The organism is Aeromonas sp. sif2416, assembly GCF_019218665.1.
Classification (GTDB): domain Bacteria; phylum Pseudomonadota; class Gammaproteobacteria; order Enterobacterales; family Aeromonadaceae; genus Aeromonas; species Aeromonas encheleia.
In genome coordinates, this window is sequence record NZ_JAHUXC010000005.1 from 13,514 (window position 1) to 30,008 (window position 16,495).

19 protein-coding genes are annotated in these 16,495 nt (G+C 62.0%); 7 read left to right on the forward strand and 12 right to left on the reverse strand.

Annotated features, from left to right (window positions below):
* Positions 1-3 precede the first annotated feature (3 nt).
* The 6 genes from lptB (at position 4) to npr (ending at position 4,191) form a co-directional block, all read left to right on the forward strand.
* Positions 4-729 (forward strand): LPS export ABC transporter ATP-binding protein, encoded by a 726-nt coding sequence (gene lptB / locus KW821_RS11070; RefSeq protein WP_218291497.1) that lies wholly within the window; start codon positions 4-6, stop codon positions 727-729.
* A 65-nt stretch (positions 730-794) separates the two neighbouring features.
* Positions 795-2,234: an RNA polymerase factor sigma-54 gene (locus KW821_RS11075; RefSeq protein ID WP_218291498.1), complete on the forward strand. Its 1,440-nt coding sequence runs from the start codon at positions 795-797 to the stop codon at positions 2,232-2,234.
* 20 nt (positions 2,235-2,254) lie between these two features.
* Complete coding sequence (hpf, locus tag KW821_RS11080; RefSeq protein ID WP_042653292.1) at positions 2,255-2,542, forward strand: ribosome hibernation promoting factor; 288 nt, start codon at positions 2,255-2,257, stop codon at positions 2,540-2,542.
* Positions 2,543-2,544: 2 nt separating this feature from the next.
* Positions 2,545-2,991 carry a PTS IIA-like nitrogen regulatory protein PtsN gene (gene ptsN, locus KW821_RS11085; RefSeq protein ID WP_042653291.1) on the forward strand — a complete coding sequence of 149 codons (447 nt, stop codon included), beginning with the start codon at positions 2,545-2,547 and terminating at the stop codon, positions 2,989-2,991.
* A gap of 40 nt (positions 2,992-3,031) precedes the next feature.
* Positions 3,032-3,898 carry an RNase adapter RapZ gene (rapZ, locus tag KW821_RS11090; RefSeq protein WP_042653290.1) on the forward strand — a complete coding sequence of 289 codons (867 nt, stop codon included), beginning with the start codon at positions 3,032-3,034 and terminating at the stop codon, positions 3,896-3,898.
* 20 nt (positions 3,899-3,918) lie between these two features.
* A complete protein-coding gene (gene npr, locus KW821_RS11095; protein WP_042653289.1) occupies positions 3,919-4,191 on the forward strand; it encodes a PTS phosphocarrier protein NPr in 273 nt (90 codons plus the stop codon).
* A gap of 18 nt (positions 4,192-4,209) precedes the next feature.
* On the opposite strand, the gene KW821_RS11100 is transcribed toward npr, so the two are convergent.
* The 12 genes from KW821_RS11100 to KW821_RS11155 form a co-directional block, all read right to left on the reverse strand.
* Positions 4,210-6,114: a transcription antiterminator gene (locus KW821_RS11100; protein WP_218291499.1), complete on the reverse strand. Its 1,905-nt coding sequence runs from the start codon at positions 6,112-6,114 to the stop codon at positions 4,210-4,212.
* A gap of 99 nt (positions 6,115-6,213) precedes the next feature.
* Positions 6,214-6,954 (reverse strand): KDGP aldolase family protein, encoded by a 741-nt coding sequence (locus KW821_RS11105; protein WP_218291500.1) that lies wholly within the window; start codon positions 6,952-6,954, stop codon positions 6,214-6,216.
* The gene (locus tag KW821_RS11110; RefSeq protein WP_218291501.1) at positions 6,954-8,069 is read right to left on the reverse strand and encodes a DgaE family pyridoxal phosphate-dependent ammonia lyase; all 1,116 of its coding nucleotides are present in this window, start codon (positions 8,067-8,069) and stop codon (positions 6,954-6,956) included. The genes KW821_RS11105 and KW821_RS11110 overlap by 1 nt, the downstream gene beginning before the upstream one ends.
* The gene (locus KW821_RS11115; RefSeq protein ID WP_218291502.1) at positions 8,053-9,192 is read right to left on the reverse strand and encodes an amidohydrolase/deacetylase family metallohydrolase; all 1,140 of its coding nucleotides are present in this window, start codon (positions 9,190-9,192) and stop codon (positions 8,053-8,055) included. Before KW821_RS11115 ends, KW821_RS11110 begins: the two co-directional genes overlap by 17 nt.
* A 42-nt stretch (positions 9,193-9,234) precedes the next feature.
* The gene (locus KW821_RS11120) at positions 9,235-9,885 is read right to left on the reverse strand and encodes a DUF4310 family protein (protein WP_218291503.1); all 651 of its coding nucleotides are present in this window, start codon (positions 9,883-9,885) and stop codon (positions 9,235-9,237) included.
* An 11-nt stretch (positions 9,886-9,896) separates the two neighbouring features.
* On the reverse strand, positions 9,897-10,673 hold the full coding sequence (locus tag KW821_RS11125) for a DUF4311 domain-containing protein (RefSeq protein ID WP_033132300.1): 777 nt from the start codon (positions 10,671-10,673) through the stop codon (positions 9,897-9,899).
* Positions 10,674-10,712: 39 nt separating this feature from the next.
* Positions 10,713-11,009: a DUF4312 family protein gene (locus KW821_RS11130; protein ID WP_033132301.1), complete on the reverse strand. Its 297-nt coding sequence runs from the start codon at positions 11,007-11,009 to the stop codon at positions 10,713-10,715.
* Positions 11,009-11,374 carry a glycine-rich SFCGS family protein gene (locus tag KW821_RS11135; protein ID WP_218291504.1) on the reverse strand — a complete coding sequence of 122 codons (366 nt, stop codon included), beginning with the start codon at positions 11,372-11,374 and terminating at the stop codon, positions 11,009-11,011. Before KW821_RS11135 ends, KW821_RS11130 begins: the two co-directional genes overlap by 1 nt.
* Positions 11,375-11,752 carry a PRD domain-containing protein gene (locus KW821_RS11140; protein WP_218291505.1) on the reverse strand — a complete coding sequence of 126 codons (378 nt, stop codon included), beginning with the start codon at positions 11,750-11,752 and terminating at the stop codon, positions 11,375-11,377.
* Positions 11,753-12,083: 331 nt separating this feature from the next.
* On the reverse strand, positions 12,084-13,205 hold the full coding sequence (degS, locus tag KW821_RS11145) for an outer membrane-stress sensor serine endopeptidase DegS (protein ID WP_042653280.1): 1,122 nt from the start codon (positions 13,203-13,205) through the stop codon (positions 12,084-12,086).
* A gap of 89 nt (positions 13,206-13,294) precedes the next feature.
* Entirely contained in the window at positions 13,295-14,653 is a 1,359-nt protein-coding gene (locus tag KW821_RS11150; protein ID WP_042653279.1) for a Do family serine endopeptidase, read from the reverse strand.
* Positions 14,654-14,734: 81 nt separating this feature from the next.
* Positions 14,735-15,115, reverse strand: coding sequence for a YhcB family protein (locus KW821_RS11155; RefSeq protein WP_218291506.1), 381 nt, complete (start codon positions 15,113-15,115; stop codon positions 14,735-14,737).
* Positions 15,116-15,255: 140 nt separating this feature from the next.
* On the opposite strand from KW821_RS11155, the gene zapE reads away from it, so the two are divergent.
* Positions 15,256-16,350, forward strand: a complete 1,095-nt coding sequence (gene zapE / locus KW821_RS11160) for a cell division protein ZapE (protein WP_218291507.1) — start codon at positions 15,256-15,258, stop codon at positions 16,348-16,350.
* Positions 16,351-16,495: the final 145 nt, after the last annotated feature.

Consider the following 16,495-nt stretch of genomic DNA (forward strand, 5'->3'; position numbering starts at 1 on the left):
GCCATGGCAGTGTTAAAAGCAGTCGGCCTGCAGAAGAGCTACAAGCGCCGCATGGTGGTCAGCGACGTGAGCCTGGAAGTGGGCACCGGCCAGATCGTGGGGCTGCTCGGCCCCAATGGTGCCGGCAAGACCACCTCCTTCTACATGATCGTGGGTCTGGTACAGCGGGACGCCGGCCTCATCACCATCGACGATCAGGATATCAGCCTGCAGCCCATGCATATCCGGGCCCGCAACGGCATCGGCTATCTGCCGCAGGAGGCCTCGATCTTCCGCCGTCTGTCGGTGTTCGACAACCTGATGGGGGTCATGCAGACTCGCAAGGGCTTGAGCCGCGAGGAGCGGGAAGACAAGGTCGAGCGGCTGCTGGAAGAGTTCAACATCACCCACATCCGCGACAGCCTGGGGCAGAGCCTGTCGGGGGGGGAGCGGCGCCGGGTTGAGATCGCCCGCGCCCTGGCGGCAGAGCCGAGATTCATCCTGCTGGATGAGCCCTTTGCAGGTGTTGATCCTATTTCCGTCATAGACATCAAGAAGATCATCCAGCACCTGAAAGAGCGGGGCCTCGGTGTGCTGATCACCGATCACAACGTCCGGGAGACGCTGGATGTGTGTGAAAAAGCCTATATCGTCAGCCATGGCAAGATGATTGCCGAGGGCGCTCCGGCCGATATCCTCGCCGATGAGCAGGTCAAGCGCGTCTATTTGGGCGATCAATTCAGTCTATAGTAAGGGGGCATCCCTCATTTTTGTTAGGTGGCTGCCTCGCTGAACATAAGGATATCCCGACGTAGATGAAGCCGACATTACAGTTGCGTCTCGGTCAATCCCTGACCATGACGCCACAATTACAACAAGCGATTCGTCTGCTCCAGCTCTCCACGCTGGAACTCCAGCAGGAAATTCAGCAAGCGCTCGACAACAACCCCTTGCTGGAGCAAGAGGAGAGCGAGACGCAGGAGACCAACCCGGAAGAGGCGGTCGACGCCAGCCAACTCGATTCCAGCGATGCCATGGCTCAGGACAAGATGCCAGATGAGCTGCCGGTGGATACCACCTGGGACGATGTCTATTCGGCCGGAACGGCCCAGAGTGCCGGCCCCATCCACGATGGGGAGGACAGCGTCTATCAGGGGGAGACCACCGAGAGCCTGCAGGACTATCTGCTGTGGCAGATGCGACTGACCCCCTTCAGCGATCTGGACGCCGCCATTGCCCTCGCCATCATCGACGCCATCGACGAATCCGGCTATTTGACCGTTTCTCTCGAGGATATTCAGGCTGCAGTCAGCAGCGATGAGGTAGAAGTCGAACTGGATGAAGTCGAAGCCGTGCTCAAGCGGGTGCAGCATTTCGATCCGATCGGCATTGCCGCCCGTTCGGTACAGGAGTGTCTGCTGATCCAGCTCGCTCAGTATTCGCCCGATCTGCCCTGGCTCAATGAGGCGAGGGAAGTGATCAACGAGCACATGGACTTGCTCGGCAACCGCGATTACCGGACCCTGGCGCGCAAGACCAAACTCAAGGAGAGCGACCTCAAGGAGGTGCTGGATCTGATCCAGCAGCTGGAGCCAAGGCCAGGCAATGGCATCATCCAGAACGAGTCCCAATATGTGATCCCGGATGTGTCCGTGGTCAAGAAGGGCTACAAGTGGGTGGTGGAACTGAATCCGGATTCGGCGCCGCGCATCAGGGTCAATGAGACCTACGCGGCCATGGCCAGACAGGCCAAGACCAGTCAGGACTCCCAGTTCATCCGCTCCCACTTGCAGGAAGCCAAGTGGTTCATCAAGAGTCTGGAGAGTCGTAACGACACCCTGCTCAAGGTCGCCAGCTGCATTGTCGAACAGCAGCAGGGCTTCTTCGAGTACGGTGAAGAGGCCATGAAGCCCATGGTGCTCAACGACATCGCCGAGGCAGTGGAGATGCACGAGTCGACGATCTCGCGGGTGACGACCCAGAAGTACATGCACACGCCCCGTGGCATCTTTGAACTGAAGTTTTTTTTCTCCAGTCACGTCAATACGGAGGGAGGAGGAGAGTGCTCATCGACCGCAATTCGCGCCCTGATCAAAAAGTTGGTGACGGCAGAAAACCCTGCCAAACCGCTTAGTGATAGCAAGATCGCGGATTTGCTGGCCGAACAGGGTATTATGGTGGCGAGACGCACGATCGCAAAGTACCGTGAATCCTTGTTGATCCCGCCATCCAATCAGCGCAAACGCCTGGTTTAGGCAAACAAAAGGAAGACGTTATGCAAATTAACCTGACCGGACACCATGTCGAGATTACCGAAGCTCTGCGTGATTATGTGAATAGCAAATTTGCCAAACTCGAGCGTCACTTTGAACATATCAACAACGTGCATGTGGTGTTGAGCGTCGAAAAACTGAACCAGATTGCCGAAGCCAAGCTGCACGTCAGCGGGGGAGAGGTGTTCGCCAATTCGGAGCATGCCGACATGTATGCTGCGATTGATACCCTGCTGGATAAACTGGATCGGCAGATCATCAAGCACAAAGATAAGTTAAATCAAAAATAACTATGCAACTTGAACACATACTGAGTCGGGACTGCACCAAGAGTGCGGTCCCTTGTACCAGCAAGAAACGCGCCCTCGAGATCATCAGTGAACTGGCCGCAGAGCGCCTGGGCGCCTCCCGTCAGGTGCTGTTTGAGAGTCTGCTGGCGCGGGAAAAAATGGGCAGTACCGGGATCGGTGCCGGTATTGCCATTCCTCACGGCCGTATCGACGATGCGTTCGTCCCGACCGCCGTGCTGATGACCTTCTCCGAACCCATCCCATTCGATTCTATCGACAACCAACCGGTGGACCTGCTCTTTGCCTTGCTGGTGCCGGAAAGCGAGTGCAAGCAGCACCTCAAGACCCTTTCCCTGATGGCATCCAAGCTGGGTGACAAGGCCGTCTGCCGCCAGTTGCGCCAGGCGACCAGCGACGAAGAACTCTACCAGATCATGACCTCGGCCTGATGCCGGGCATGATACAGCCATGTTGGCGTGAGGGGACAAGATGCAGTTAATAGTGGTAAGCGGTCGCTCGGGCTCCGGTAAGACGGTGGCCCTGAGGGTACTGGAGGATCTGGGGTATTACTGTGTGGATAACCTGCCGGTCAATCTGCTGCCCCAGCTGATCGTCTCGGTCGAGAGCCAGTATGACAAGCTGGCGGTCAGCATAGACGTGCGCAACCTGCCCACTCAGCCCGACCGGCTGGAAAACTTGCTGGCCCAGGTACGCAACGAGGGGCGGGTGGAGTTCTCCAGCTTCTTCTTCGATGCCGACAACAATACCCTGCTCAAGCGCTACGGTGAGAGCCGCCGGCTGCACCCCCTGTCTCGCAACAAGCTGTCGCTGGATGAGGCGATTCGTGAGGAGACCCACCTGCTGGCGCCGCTCTCCTCCACCGCCGATCTGCGCATCGACACCACCAGCCTCAGCATCCATGACCTCAGCGAGCTCATCAAGACCCGGGTGCTCGGCAAGAAAGAGAACGAGCTGGTGCTGGTGTTCGAGTCGTTCGGCTTCAAGTACGGTATCCCCAAGGATGCCGACTTCGTGTTCGATGCCCGCTTCCTGCCCAATCCGCACTGGATCCCCGAGCTCAAGCCCTTCACCGGTCAGGATGAGCCCGTGGCCAACTACCTGTCCGGCCAGCCGGACGTGATGCTGTTCATCCAGCAGATCGAGAACATGCTGGGGACCTGGTTGCCCCACCTTGAGCGCAACAATCGCAGCTATGTGACGGTCGGCATCGGCTGTACCGGCGGTCAGCACAGATCCGTGTTCATCGCCGAGCGGCTGGCCAGCGCGTTCCGCCTGCTCGGCAAGAATGTGCAGATCCGCCACCGCACCCTCGACAAGCGCTCAACCCAAGCCTGACAGATCAATAGGACGCTCAGATGACTGTTTCCGCCTCGGTAGAAGTCAAAAACAAGCTGGGAATGCACGCCAGACCGGCCATGATGCTGTTCGAGCTGGTGCAGGGTTTCGATGCCCATGTGCTGCTGCGCAACGAGGACGGCGTGGAGGCCGATGCGGACAGCGTGATCGGCCTGCTGATGCTGGACTCCGCCCAGGGCAAACAGGTTGAGGTGCAGGTGGAGGGGCCGGAGGAAGAAGAGGCTCTGGCCGCCGTGGTGGCGCTGTTCACCTCGGGCTTCAACGAGGAGTGAGGCACGCCTCCTCTCCCGTCATGATCCGGTGCGTGCCAGCGCCTTGAAGTTGGCGAAATCCCGACAAGCCAGCAGATTCTTGCTGGCTTTTTCGTTCATCAGCGCCAGGAACAGATCGTAGAGTCCCATCGCCTCCTCATAGTCGGCCTTGGCGATGGCCAGCGCGAAGATGAGGGTGGCGGTCTCGCCATTGCCCCAGTCGATGCCCTGAGGTGCCAGCACCGTGTAGACCAGGGTGCGGCGCGCCAGCAGGCCGAGGGAGTGGGGCAGGGCTATGCCATCCCCCAGCATGGTGGAGACGATCCGCTCCCGCTCGTGCAGGGATCCCCTGAACGCCTCCTCCACCAGACCCTCCCGCTCCAGCCGATCGCAGATCCGGGCAAACAGGCCAGCCTGGCTGAGCGGTTCATCCACCACCATGAAGTGTTCGGCATCGAAGTACTTGTCGAGCAGGTAGGGGCGGGTGCGATCGATCAGCACCAGCTTGCCGAGCTGCTCCAGCTGGTACTGGGTCGGGAAGGGCGCCACCTGCACCACGGGGGCATTCTTCTCGCTCACCTTGACCGTGCTGATGACAAAGTCCTGCGCTATCCGTGGCAGGCTCTCGTAGTCCCGCACCGACTCCAGGCTGCTCAGCTGCAGCTGGGGGTATTCCCGCTTGATGCGCGCCTCCAGCACCCGGAAGGTGGCATTGCCCGCGTCGCACAGCAGCAGCGCCTGGGGTGGACGGCTGTAGCCGATGTCGTAGTGACGCTCCAGCCCGACCCCGATGTGGATCACCAGATAGCCTATCTCGTGATGGGTCAGGTGATAGGGGGTCTGCTTGATCCACTCCGAGATGGCGGCCAGGGTGATGTCGTAGGCGAGGGGATAATATTGCCTGATGTGTTCCGCCAGCGGATTGTGGCTGCCGATCTGGTATTTGATCCGCAGCAGCATGGCGCTGATGTGGGTCAGCAGATCTGAGTGCAGCTGGCTGTCGTGGCGCAGATCATAGGGATAGTGCTGGTGGATGTAGTCCAGCAGGTGCGCGACCAGCTGGGCGCTCTCGGCGGCCATGGTCGGGCTGAGCTGCGGGGTATCGGCGATGAGACGGGCCTGGATCTGGATGGCGAGGCAGATGATCTCCTGCTCGCCCGGCGGTGTCAGGGTCGGCAGCTCGGCATAGATGTCGCGGGCCACGGCCGCCAGGGGGGCGGTGAGGTCCTCGCTGCTGAATGCCAGCAGTTCGTGGCCTGCCGCCTGCCGCAGCAGGGCGACGGCGCAGTAGATGGTGAGCTGTTGCAGGCTCTCGTCCGCCAGCCGCAGCTGATGATGTCCGAGCTGCGCATGAATGCGATTGCCGATGACCTCCCGCGTCTTGCTGGGGCAGAGGTTCGGCAGCAAGCCTTGCAGCGGGTGGTTGCGGATCTGCTCCCGATAGAGCAACTGGGTGAGGCAGGCCCGGATCGCCGTCTCATCCCCCTGGATGCGCATGCCGAGCCGTGGCTTGCTGTCGATGCCGAGCCCGAAATGGGCGAGCCGCTCCCGCACTTCCGCCATGTCCCCCTGCAGCGCGGCCCGGCTCAGATACCAGGTATCCGCCAGCTCATCGAGCTTGATCCCCTGTTCGGCGGTGAGCAGCAGCAGCTGCAGATGCAGCACCCGCTCACGGCTGGTGCGGGGCAGGCTGCTCTCCTGCTCCTGCGCCGCCAGCAACTCATCAAACAGCCCCTGATTGTAGATCTTGAGCTGGTAGCCGCAGCCGCGCTGGTGGATCAGATGGGCACCGTGGGTGGCAATCAGCTCGTTGAGGATCGCCACGTCGGTGCGTACCGTGCGGGTGGAGACATTGAGGCGACGGGCGAGCTCCTCCTGTGGCAGCGGTTCGGCGTGGAGCAGGGTCAGCAGCTGATGGAGTCTGGGGTGGGGCAGCTTGGTCATGGGGAAGCGAGACTCCTGTCGCGGGGTGAGGATCGATGTTAACAAGCGGGACATGCACAAGCCAGGCACCGGCCGGGAAGTGGGCCGGTGCCAGTCATATCACGCCAGCAGTCGCTTCACCATGGCGAGCAGGGTGCGCACATCCTCGGGGCGGGTCTGGCCGCTCTCGCCGTCGATGATGGAACTGTAGACGTGGGGGATCACCTTCTCGACCCCGGCCGCCAGCGCGATGCGGACGATTTCCTCGAAGTTGTCGAGATCGATGCCGCCGGTGGGCTCCAGCCAGAAACCGTTGCGGGCACAGGCCTCGGCCACCGCCTGGTACTCGTCACGGCAGGCGAGGCCGCCCATGGGGAAGAACTTGACCGAGCTGCCCCCCATGTCCTTGAGCAGGGCGATGGCGGTATCGATGGGGACTATGCCATCGGCCTGGCCGGCGCTCAGCGGGCCGGTGGAGATCTTCACCATGCCGGGTGTGCCGGTGGGGGAGATGAGACCGTTGACCAGGGTGTGAGGCTGACCGAGCAGCGCCCGGCTGGCGCCGACCCCGGTGAACACCTGGTTGACGTGCTGGGGCTGCAGCTGGCGGGCCAGCTCGGCCACCATGGCGGACTGGCGGGGATCGCCTGCGCCCAGGCCGATGGAGAGGGCGTTGTCGATAAGCTTCGCGTACTCACCCATGTCGGCGACGGCGGAGGGCACATCCGGGTAGTTCTTGGAGAGCACGCCGACCAGCACGTGGCCCTCGGCGGCCTCATAGATATCGACGGCATTTTGCTTGGAGCCGGCCAGCACGTTGAGGCAGACACGGTCAAGGTAGTAGTTGGGAGTAAGGGACATCAGCGGGTCTCCTGGGTTAACTGGGCGATGGCGGCATGGATCTGGTCGAGCTGGGCCGGGCTGACGCTGCGCACGTCGATCTCGATGTGGCCCTCGTTGGCCTTGTAGCCGCGGCAGTAGATGGCCGGGTTGCCCTGCTGCAGGCGATCCACCAACTGCAGGGTGGTGATGCCGAGCCGGGCATGGTCGAAGGCGATGTCGGTGCGGGCGATGTCGCGCCCGGCACTGTCCCACACCACCTGGGCCCTGACGCCGGGCAACTGGTTGAGGCGCTCGATGAAGGGGGTCATCTTGGCCACCATGGCGGCACCACTCTCCTTCTCCTTGACCAGATAGCGCTCGATGGCGTGGGTCAGGCCGAGGATCCCCTCCTTGCCTACCTTCATGGCGCGGCCTATGCCGTTGGTCTGCTGCTTGACCCACTCCACATACTGGCGTTTGCCGAGCACCAGGCCGCTGGTGGGTCCCTCGATGGCCTTGGCGCCACTGTAGATGACCAGATCCGCCCCCTGGTTGTAGTAGAGCTGCAAGTCTTCTTCCGCGGCCGCATCGACGATGAGCGGCAGCTGGTGGGCCCTGGCCACCTCGGCGGCCTGGGCCACCGACAGAATGCTTTTCTGCACGCAGTGGTGAGACTTGATGTAGAGGATGGCGGCGGTATTGGGGTTGATGGCGGCGGCCAGCTGGGCGGGGGAGCATTCGTTGGCATAGCCTGCCTCGACTACCTTGCCGCCCCCCAGATTGACCATGGTGCCCACCGGGGCGCCGAAGTTCACGTTGTGCCCCTTGGGCAGCACTATCTCGCTCGGCACCCCGTGGGCATGGGCGTGCAGCTGCTCCAGCCGGTAGGCATCGCCGCGCACTATGACGGCGGCCACCGACTGGGCGATGCCGGCACTGGCGCAGGAGACCACCACCGCATCCTCCACGCCGAGCAGGCCGGCGAGGTAGGCGCCGGTCTTGTTGACCAGATCCTTCACCTCGAAGTAGTGGCCTAGGCCGAAGTTGACCGCGTCGACCACCTCCTGCTCCGGGGTGGAGACGCCGAGTAGGGTCATGCGCCCGGAGGCGTTGATCACAGGTTTGAGCTGATATTTCTCATACACAGAAGGCATGGTGGGATTTTCCATATTGAGTGAGAACCAGGCCACCGCCCACCAGGGCGGCGAGGGGAAGCAGTTGCAGATCGCCGTGGCGGGATTGCGCCTCGGTATCCATAAACAGGGCCGGGCCGCTGGCCAGTTCGAACAGGGTCAGATCGGCATCGGCCCCCAGCTCGAGCCGTCCTTTGCCAGGGAGGCGCAGCGCCTCGGCGGCCTGGCTGGTGACGCAGGCGAGCACCTGCTCCAGCGTCATGCCGATGGCGAGAAACTTGGACATCACGTGGGCCAGGCTGTACACGGGCCCCTTGATGCGGTTCTTGCAGTAGATATCCGAGCTGATGGTGTGGGGCAGGATCCCCTGACGGATGGCGGCCTCCGCCACCTCGAAGCTGAAGCTGGCGCCACCGTGGCCGATGTCGAGCCGCAGCCCCCGTTGCATCGCCTCGCGCACCGCGACCCGCAGCTCGCCGGCCGGGGTCAGGATACGGTTCGGCTTGCCGTTGAAGCAGTGGGTCAGCAGATCCCCCTGGCCGAGCAGGGCGACGATCTCGTCCAGCTCGGGCGGGGTGTTGCCCACATGCACCATCAGCGGCAACTGGCCGTGGGCCTGTTGCAGCGCCTTGGCCATGCGCAGCGGCTGCAGACCGTTCTCGCCCACTACGCTGCCGCTCATGCGGGCCTTGAGGCCGACGATGAACCGCGGGTGGCGGGCGATGGCGGCAGACGCCAGCCCGACATCCAGATCCCGGCTGTCGGCCAGCTCGTTCTGGCGCAGCAGGCCGATGCGGGAGATGTTGAGCAGGGCGTGCACCCGGGTCTTGCAACCGGCCGCCAGTCGCTGGAACGCGTCCACGTCGTCGGCGCCCGTGCTGCCGGCATCGATGACGGTGGTGACGCCGGACTCCACGCCGACCTTGTCCGGTTCATCCTGATAGATGGGGGAGGCGGGATAGCAGTGGGTGTGGCCGTCTATCCAGCCCGCGCTCACCCCGACCGCACCGGCCAGAGTGAGGGTTTGCTTCGCCTCGACCGTCGCTGGCAGCTGGCCGAGGGCCGCAATCTTGCCGTCCTGGATGGCGATGTCGATGAGCTCGCCGTTTCCCTGGCGCCCCGCTCTGATGATCATGTCATACATGCTGATGACCTCTGAAATGCCGCCCCGAAGGGCGGCCTGTGCTTAGACCAGGGCGATCGGGAAGAAGGTCCCGAGCAGCATGGCACCCAGGATGGCGCCGCCGGTGATGGGCTTGCCCCACACGTAGAACAGCAGCGCACCCAGCAGGGAGCCCAGCCCGATGGGGATGGAGGCGCCCATGGCTGAGAGGATGATCAGGGGGCCGAGGAAGCGACCCGAGCTGTTGCCCGCACCCATCATCACATCCGCCCCGTAGGTGGAGTTGCTCTGGTTGATGGTGAACTTGCGCGCCAGGATGATGATGCCGCCGATGGCGACCCCGATGGCCATGCCGGTCATCAGCGAGGCACCGAAGTTCTCTATCGGGTAGACGATGCCGGCTCCCAGCAACAGGGCGGGGACGCCCAGTCCGACCCCGGTCTGAATGGCGCCGCCGATATCCAGGATCCCCACCAGGGAGCCCTCGATGATGCGGGCGAACAGGAAGCTGGCGCCGAAGGCCGCGACCGCGCCATAGGCACCGGTGTCCATCCCGGCTTTCAGCATGGAGACGAAGGCCACCTCGTTGAAGGCCCCGACTCCATACAGGTAGAACATGTGGGTCCCGGCGAAGACGCCGGCCGAGAGTAGGCCGACGAAGATGGGGAAGGACCAGTCGGCATACCAGAAGTTGTTTCTCAGTTTCTCATCCATGTGGTGGCCCCTTATTTGCCGCTAAGCAGGTTATGGACGTTCTCCAGCCACAGGGGGATGCCCATGTGGAAGGATTCAATCAGTTTCATATCGAAGCCGCGGAAGAATCCGCTCAGCACGAACAGCAGCACTATGGCGCCCATCATCACGCGAGTGACATGGTTCCAGCCGCTCTCTTCCACCCCTTTGCCGATCAGGATGCCGAGCACCAGACCCGGCACGGCGTTGCCCATGATGAGCTGCGCCAGACCGCCGAAGATGGTTGCCCAGAAGCCGGACTTCTTGCCCGCCTCGATGGCGGCCAGCCAGAAGATCACCGGCATGACGGTGTTGACCAGCAGGTTGGCGGCCGGCACCAGTACCTTGACGGCGGTGACCTGCAGGGCCTCGGGAACAGCGGCGGCTGTGCTGTTGAGGAAGGCGACCACGATGGCACCTATGATGCCGCCGGCGATGGCCATCTTCTTGGGGTCGTGCAAGGTGGTGGCGAGATCCCGGTTCTTGACCAGCAGCGCGGCCGTGGCCCAGTGCGGGATGATGCGGTGATCCACGTCCTGGGTGAAGGCTCCGGCCGCCACTGTGGAGGCCCAGGCGTTGAAGAAGAAGCCGAGGCCGAAGGAGAAGTGGGAGGCGGGATCCCCTTCGCAGGAGTTGAGCTCACCCAGGGTTCGGAAAGCGCCCATACCCTGCACGGTCGGGGCGTGGAACATCCGCGCCGCGCCGGCTCCCACCCCGACGCCCACCAGGCCGCCGATGATCAATGATTTGAAAAGAATGATTAGAAACATCCAACATGTCCTTTTTGTGGGGTTGTGCCCATAGGGGCGTCACACCAGGGTGAACGTCACCTTGTCGGCGTCCAGGCTGCTGACCTTGACCGTGATCTCCAGCTGGACGCGGAACTCGCGGCGCTGGCGCGGCAGGAAGAAGAACAGGAACTTCTCCACCCGGACCGACTCCTCGGCCTTGAGCACCCGTACCTCGACCGGCTCGATCCGCAGCATCACCCGCGGGTTGTCCTTGAGCAGGCTGTGCTGCACCTGGCTGAGGGCGGAAGCGAACGCCTGCTGGCGGGTCGTCCCCTTGCCGTTGACGATGACCTGGGTAGTGAAGTCCTCTTTCATCAGGCGCGACCGTGTTTCTTGGCGAAGGCTTCGATCAGCTTCTGGCCCAGCTCTTCCTTGTCCATGAAGCCGAAGCCGAGCACCACGCAGCCGTCATTGATGGCGGTGACACCCTCCTCGACGGAGCGCATGCCGTAGCGGCACTTGTAGCCGTACTTGGTCTGGGCGGTGATGGCGCCGGCGCCGCCGCTGCCGCAGAAGGAGATGCCGAGATCCGCCTGCTCCTTGTTCATCACATCACCGAGCTTCATGTCCGCGGCCATGCCGGGGATGACGGTCACGTTGGCACCGGCGGCTTCCGCCCCTGCACCCACTTTCTGACCCTTGCCGAGACGATCTCCAATCACGAGTTTGATGGCTGACATTTAGTTATCTCCTGTGGTTACTGGTCGAGCAGCTGAGCTGAGTTCATTTTCTTTGGCAACTTCGAAATGGACGGACAAGAGGTGCGCTTCTTCATGGGCCAGCCTGTCCAGCCAGGCGACGACCTGTTCGGCCAGTCGCAGGGAAAGGGGGGAGATCTCCTCGAACAGGCTGAGGTCGACCTCCGGCAGGGATTCTCCGCTATGAGAGCGCCACACCATGGCTTTGACGTGGGAGGCGAGCATCTGCTTCTGCACCTCGTTGGGGATGATGCCCTGCTCGCCGAGCAGGCTGTGGATGCGGGCCAGGACCAGCTCGGTCTTGCGCAGCAGCGGCGGGCTGTCCGGGGTCAGGGCGGTGTCATGGGTGTCGGTAGTCAATGTCTGCTCTCCAAGGCTGGCAGAAGGAATAGCCTTACCCTAAGCCCGGGGAGAAAAGCAGAGGAGGCAGCATTTTTCCGATTCGAAATGGAAATCCCAGGCCGGAACTCCTCGAAAAGGACCCTTTCTGTGTGCCAGGGGAGCAAAGGGGGACTATCGGAGCCGACTCTATGTGATCGGGCCCGCACTTTCGCGGCGGTGACCAGGGTGGGATCGTTGGCGGAAACTGTGAGTCATCTCACGGAGTGGGGGAGAACTCATGCGGGGGAACCAAGGGAGGGAGGAATGACAAGGGGCGCCAATGCGCCCCTTGTGGTGGTCGGGTCTAGTCTCAGCTGGCGGAGGCGGCGCTGGTACTCGGCAGGTTCTGGTAGCGCACGTCTTCCTCGATGACGACCTCGACGTCCAGTGGCTTGCCGTTGCGGATCACCGAGATGCGGAGCTTGGTGCCGGGGCGGCTCTCGACGATCCTGTCCATCACGGCCCGCACGCCGCTGATGGCTTCCCCGTTGATCTTGAGCAGCACGTCACCCCGCTTGAGCCCTGCCTTGGTGGCGGGACCGTTGGGATCCAGGCTCTCCACCACCAGGCCCTGCAGGTCGCCGAGGTTCATCATGCGCGCGACTATGGGGTTGATCTCGACGCTGGAGACGCCGAGGTAGCCACGAATGACCCGGCCGTTGGCGATAAGCTCGTCCATGATGCGCTTGGCCAGCTTGTAGGGGATGGCGAAGCTGATGCCGTAGCTCTCCTGATTGCCGTTGAGGTGGTAGGCGGCGGTGTTGATGCCCACCAGATCGCCACGGCCGTTGACCAGGGCGCCGCCCGAATTGCCTTCGTTGATGGCGGCATCGGTCTGCAGCAGATCCTGCCGGCCATTGCTGTCCGGTCCCATGCTGGAGAGGCCGATCCGGCCGGTGGCGCTGATGATGCCCTGGGTGATGGTCTGGCCGACGTTGTAGGGGTTGCCGATGGCGAGCACCACGTCCCCCACATCCGGCAGCCGCTCCGGATCCTGCGGGATGACCGGCAGGTTATCCGATTCGATGTAGAGCACCGCCAGATCGGTCAGCTTGTCGGTGCCGATCAGCTCGGCGCTGAATACCCGGCCATCTTGCAGCGCGACTATGATCTGGTCCGCATCGGCGATGACGTGGTAGTTGGTCAGCACGTGGCCGCGCTGGTTCATGATGACGCCTGAGCCCAGCCCCTGTGGCCTGAGTTCGGCCTTCTCGCCACGATTGCCGGCGAAGCTGCGGGTGTAGATGTTGACGACGGCAGGGCCGGCGCGATGGGCGGCGTAGGAGAAGCTCAGCTCGCGGGCATTGGTGATGAGGCCCGGCAGGGGGGCACCACCTCGAAAATTGGGAAACAGCAGCAACAGGAGCGCCGCGACGGTGAGGCCGAAGCCGACGGACTTGCCCAAGTAACTGATCAAAGGTGGGATTTTCATGTCATTCTCGTCCGTACATGCTGCGCGCAGAGAATAACACTATCGGTGGATAAAAATCACCCGCGGCGGTTGCCGCGGGTGTGAGGGACTTAACGGATCACCAAATAGAGCGAGGAGTCGCCGCGTTGAATGTTCAGTGCCAGCACGTCCGGCTTGTTCTTCAACACTTTGGTCAGCTCGCCCAGCGAGTTGATGCGCAGGCGGTTGACCCCGATGATGATGTCGCCCTTCTGCAGACCGGAGGCGGCGGCAGGGGAGCGCGGATCGATATCGGAGACGGCCACGCCGGTGACCGGTTCTGTGGTGGTGCTGAGCTTGGCGCCTTCCAGTGCCGGGTGCAGGGCACTGGCGAGGATCTCGCTGTCATCTGCCTTCTTCAGGGTGACCTTGACGCTTTGCTCCTTGCCATCACGGATCAGGCCAAGGGCAACCTGCTTGTCGGCCCCCATGGTCGCAATCTTGGCACGCAGCTCACCGAACGAGCGGATGGGCTTGCCATCGATGCTGATGATGATGTCCCCGGCCTTGATGCCGGCCTTGTCGGCGGCGGAGTCAGGCATGACCTGGTTGACGAAGGCGCCGTCCTTCTTGTTGTAACCGAAGGTCTTGGCGATTTCGTTGGTCAGCTCGGTGCCGGTGATCCCCAACTGGCCACGGCGTACTTCGCCGTACTTGACGATCTGATCGGACAGATCGCGCACCATGTTGGACGGAATGGCGAAGCCGATGCCGATGTTGCCGCCGTTCGGCCCCAGGATGGCGGTGTTGATGCCGATCAGCTCACCGCGCAGGTTGAGCAGGGCGCCGCCCGAGTTGCCGGAGTTGATGGCCGCATCGGTCTGGATGAAGTTCTCCAGGTTCTCGATGTTGAGGCCGCTGCGGCCCAGGGCACTGACGATGCCCGAGGTGACTGTCTGGCCCAGGCCGAACGGGTTGCCGATGGCCAGCGCATAGTCACCGACCCGCAGCTCGTCGGAGTCGGCGAACTTGATCTGCACCAGATCCTCGGCCTTGATTTGCAGCAGCGCGATATCGGACTGCTTGTCCTCGCCAATCTTCTTGGCGGCGTATTCACGGCCGTCCTTCAGATTGACCTTGATCTCGTCCGCATCGTGAACCACGTGGGCGTTGGTGATCACATAGCCCTTCTTGGCATCGATGATGACGCCTGAGCCCAGCGCCTGGAAGGGCTGCTCGCTCACCTGCTCGTCAGGCATGTTGGGGCCGAAGAAGAAACGGAATTGTTCCGGCAGACGCTGGCGCGTGATCTTCTTGCCAGAGACGGAGATGTTGACCACGGCAGGGGTCACCTGCTCGAGCACGGGGGCCAGGCTCGGCATTTCCTGAGTGTTCGACAGCAAGGGCAGGGCAGCCTGCGCTGGCGCCGCAGACAGGGCGATACCTACACTGAGGGCTAAGACACTGAACACAGAAAGAGATTTACGCATATGAGAAACAGCTCCCAGAAAAAGTTGCATGGCAATCGTCAAGGTCTGACCACGATAAGGCGTAATTAGTTCCACTAGGGACTAGCTGGGTTGTTTGAGCAGGCCGGAGGCGCCGGCATAGTCGCGCGGCGGCAGGCCCGGCTCCTCGTTGTTGGAGGCATCGCTGCCCTCTTCGACCTGAGATTCACGGAACAGCGGCTCCTGGACCTTGGCCAGGAACTTGCTCTGCTCGGCCATGTGGCGATAGAGGGTCTGGTATTGCTCGGCCAGCTGCTCCATCAGGGCGGCGCTGTCGGCAAAGTGGGTCGTGATCTGGCCCTGATAGCTTTCCAGTTCCTTATGGGCCTTTTTCAGCTCCTGTTCCAGGCGCCCGGCATCCCGGCTGCGGACCGTGAAACGACCGACCAGAACGCCGATGATCAGAGCGGCTACCGCCAGCAGGATCCCGTTTAACAGAGTCATAGAAGCTCCTTGTTACAGCTAAATCGATGAGTGTTGAGACGGCCAGATTGACCGCTATGCCTCGTTGGCACTATACCGTGCCCCCCGAGAGCGTGATACCATTTTGTCCTTCATTCAGGGACTTGGAGGCGGTTTACAGGATGACCCCGCAGCAAAAATATCAGCAGGATTTGCAGCGCCCCGGCTTTTTGGCCGACCCGGCTCAGGCGATGGCCGTGAGCCACCTGGAGCGACTCTATCAGGATTTGTGCGCCAGCCCGACTCCGACCAGATCCCGTGGCCTGTTGGGATGGCTGCAAAAACCCAAGCCACCGACTCCCGTCCTGGGACTCTATATGTGGGGCGGTGTGGGCCGAGGCAAGACCTGGTTGATGGATACTTTCTTCGAGAGCCTGCCGGGTGAGCGTAAACTGCGCATCCACTTCCACCGTTTCATGCACCGGATCCACGCCGAGCTGAAGGGCTTGACCGGCCAGGCCGACCCTCTCCTGCTCATCGCCAGCAAGCTGGCCGGCGAGACGGATATCATCTGCTTCGACGAGTTCTTTGTCTCCGACATCACCGACGCCATGCTGCTGGGCACCCTGTTCCAGGCGCTGTTCGGCCACGGGGTGCTGCTGGTGGCGACCTCCAACATCCCGCCGCAGGAGCTTTATCGCAATGGCCTGCAACGCGCCCGTTTTTTACCCGCCATCGCGCTCATCGAGCGCCATTGCGAGGTACTTAACGTGGACGGTGGCGTCGACTATCGCCTGCGCACGCTGGAGCAGGCGGAGATTTATCACTTCCCGCTGGATCAGCAGGCCAAATGCAATCTCGACCGCTATTTTGGGCAGTTGAGTGGTCAGGCGCAGGTCAGTGCGGCCATGCTGGAGGTCAATCATCGCCAGCTGAGCACGCTGGGGATGGGGGAAGGGGTGCTTTATATGGAGTTCGAGCAACTTTGCTGTACCCCCCGCTCACAGGGGGACTACATCGAACTGGCCAGGGAGTTCCATACCGTGCTGCTGGCCAATGTTCAGCCCATGGGCACCGGCACGGATGACGCGGCCCGCCGCTTCATCGCCATGGTGGACGAGTTCTATGAGCGGCATGTCAAACTCATACTGTCGGCGGCGGTGCCCATGTCAGCACTCTACGGAGATGGCCTGCTGAATTTCGAATTCAAGCGTTGTCTTTCGCGGCTTCAGGAAATGCAATCGCACGAATACCTTGCAAGAGTGCACCTTCCTTAGTCACAATACCGCGCCTGCCAGTCGGATGGGCATCTGCGGCAGGTAGGGCCGGGCGACATTTGCTAGCTTCATGGCAGTGAAATTAGCAGGTGATATTTAAGGCAACTTCACTTATAATCGCCCGGCCCACGTTACAGCTGTCGAT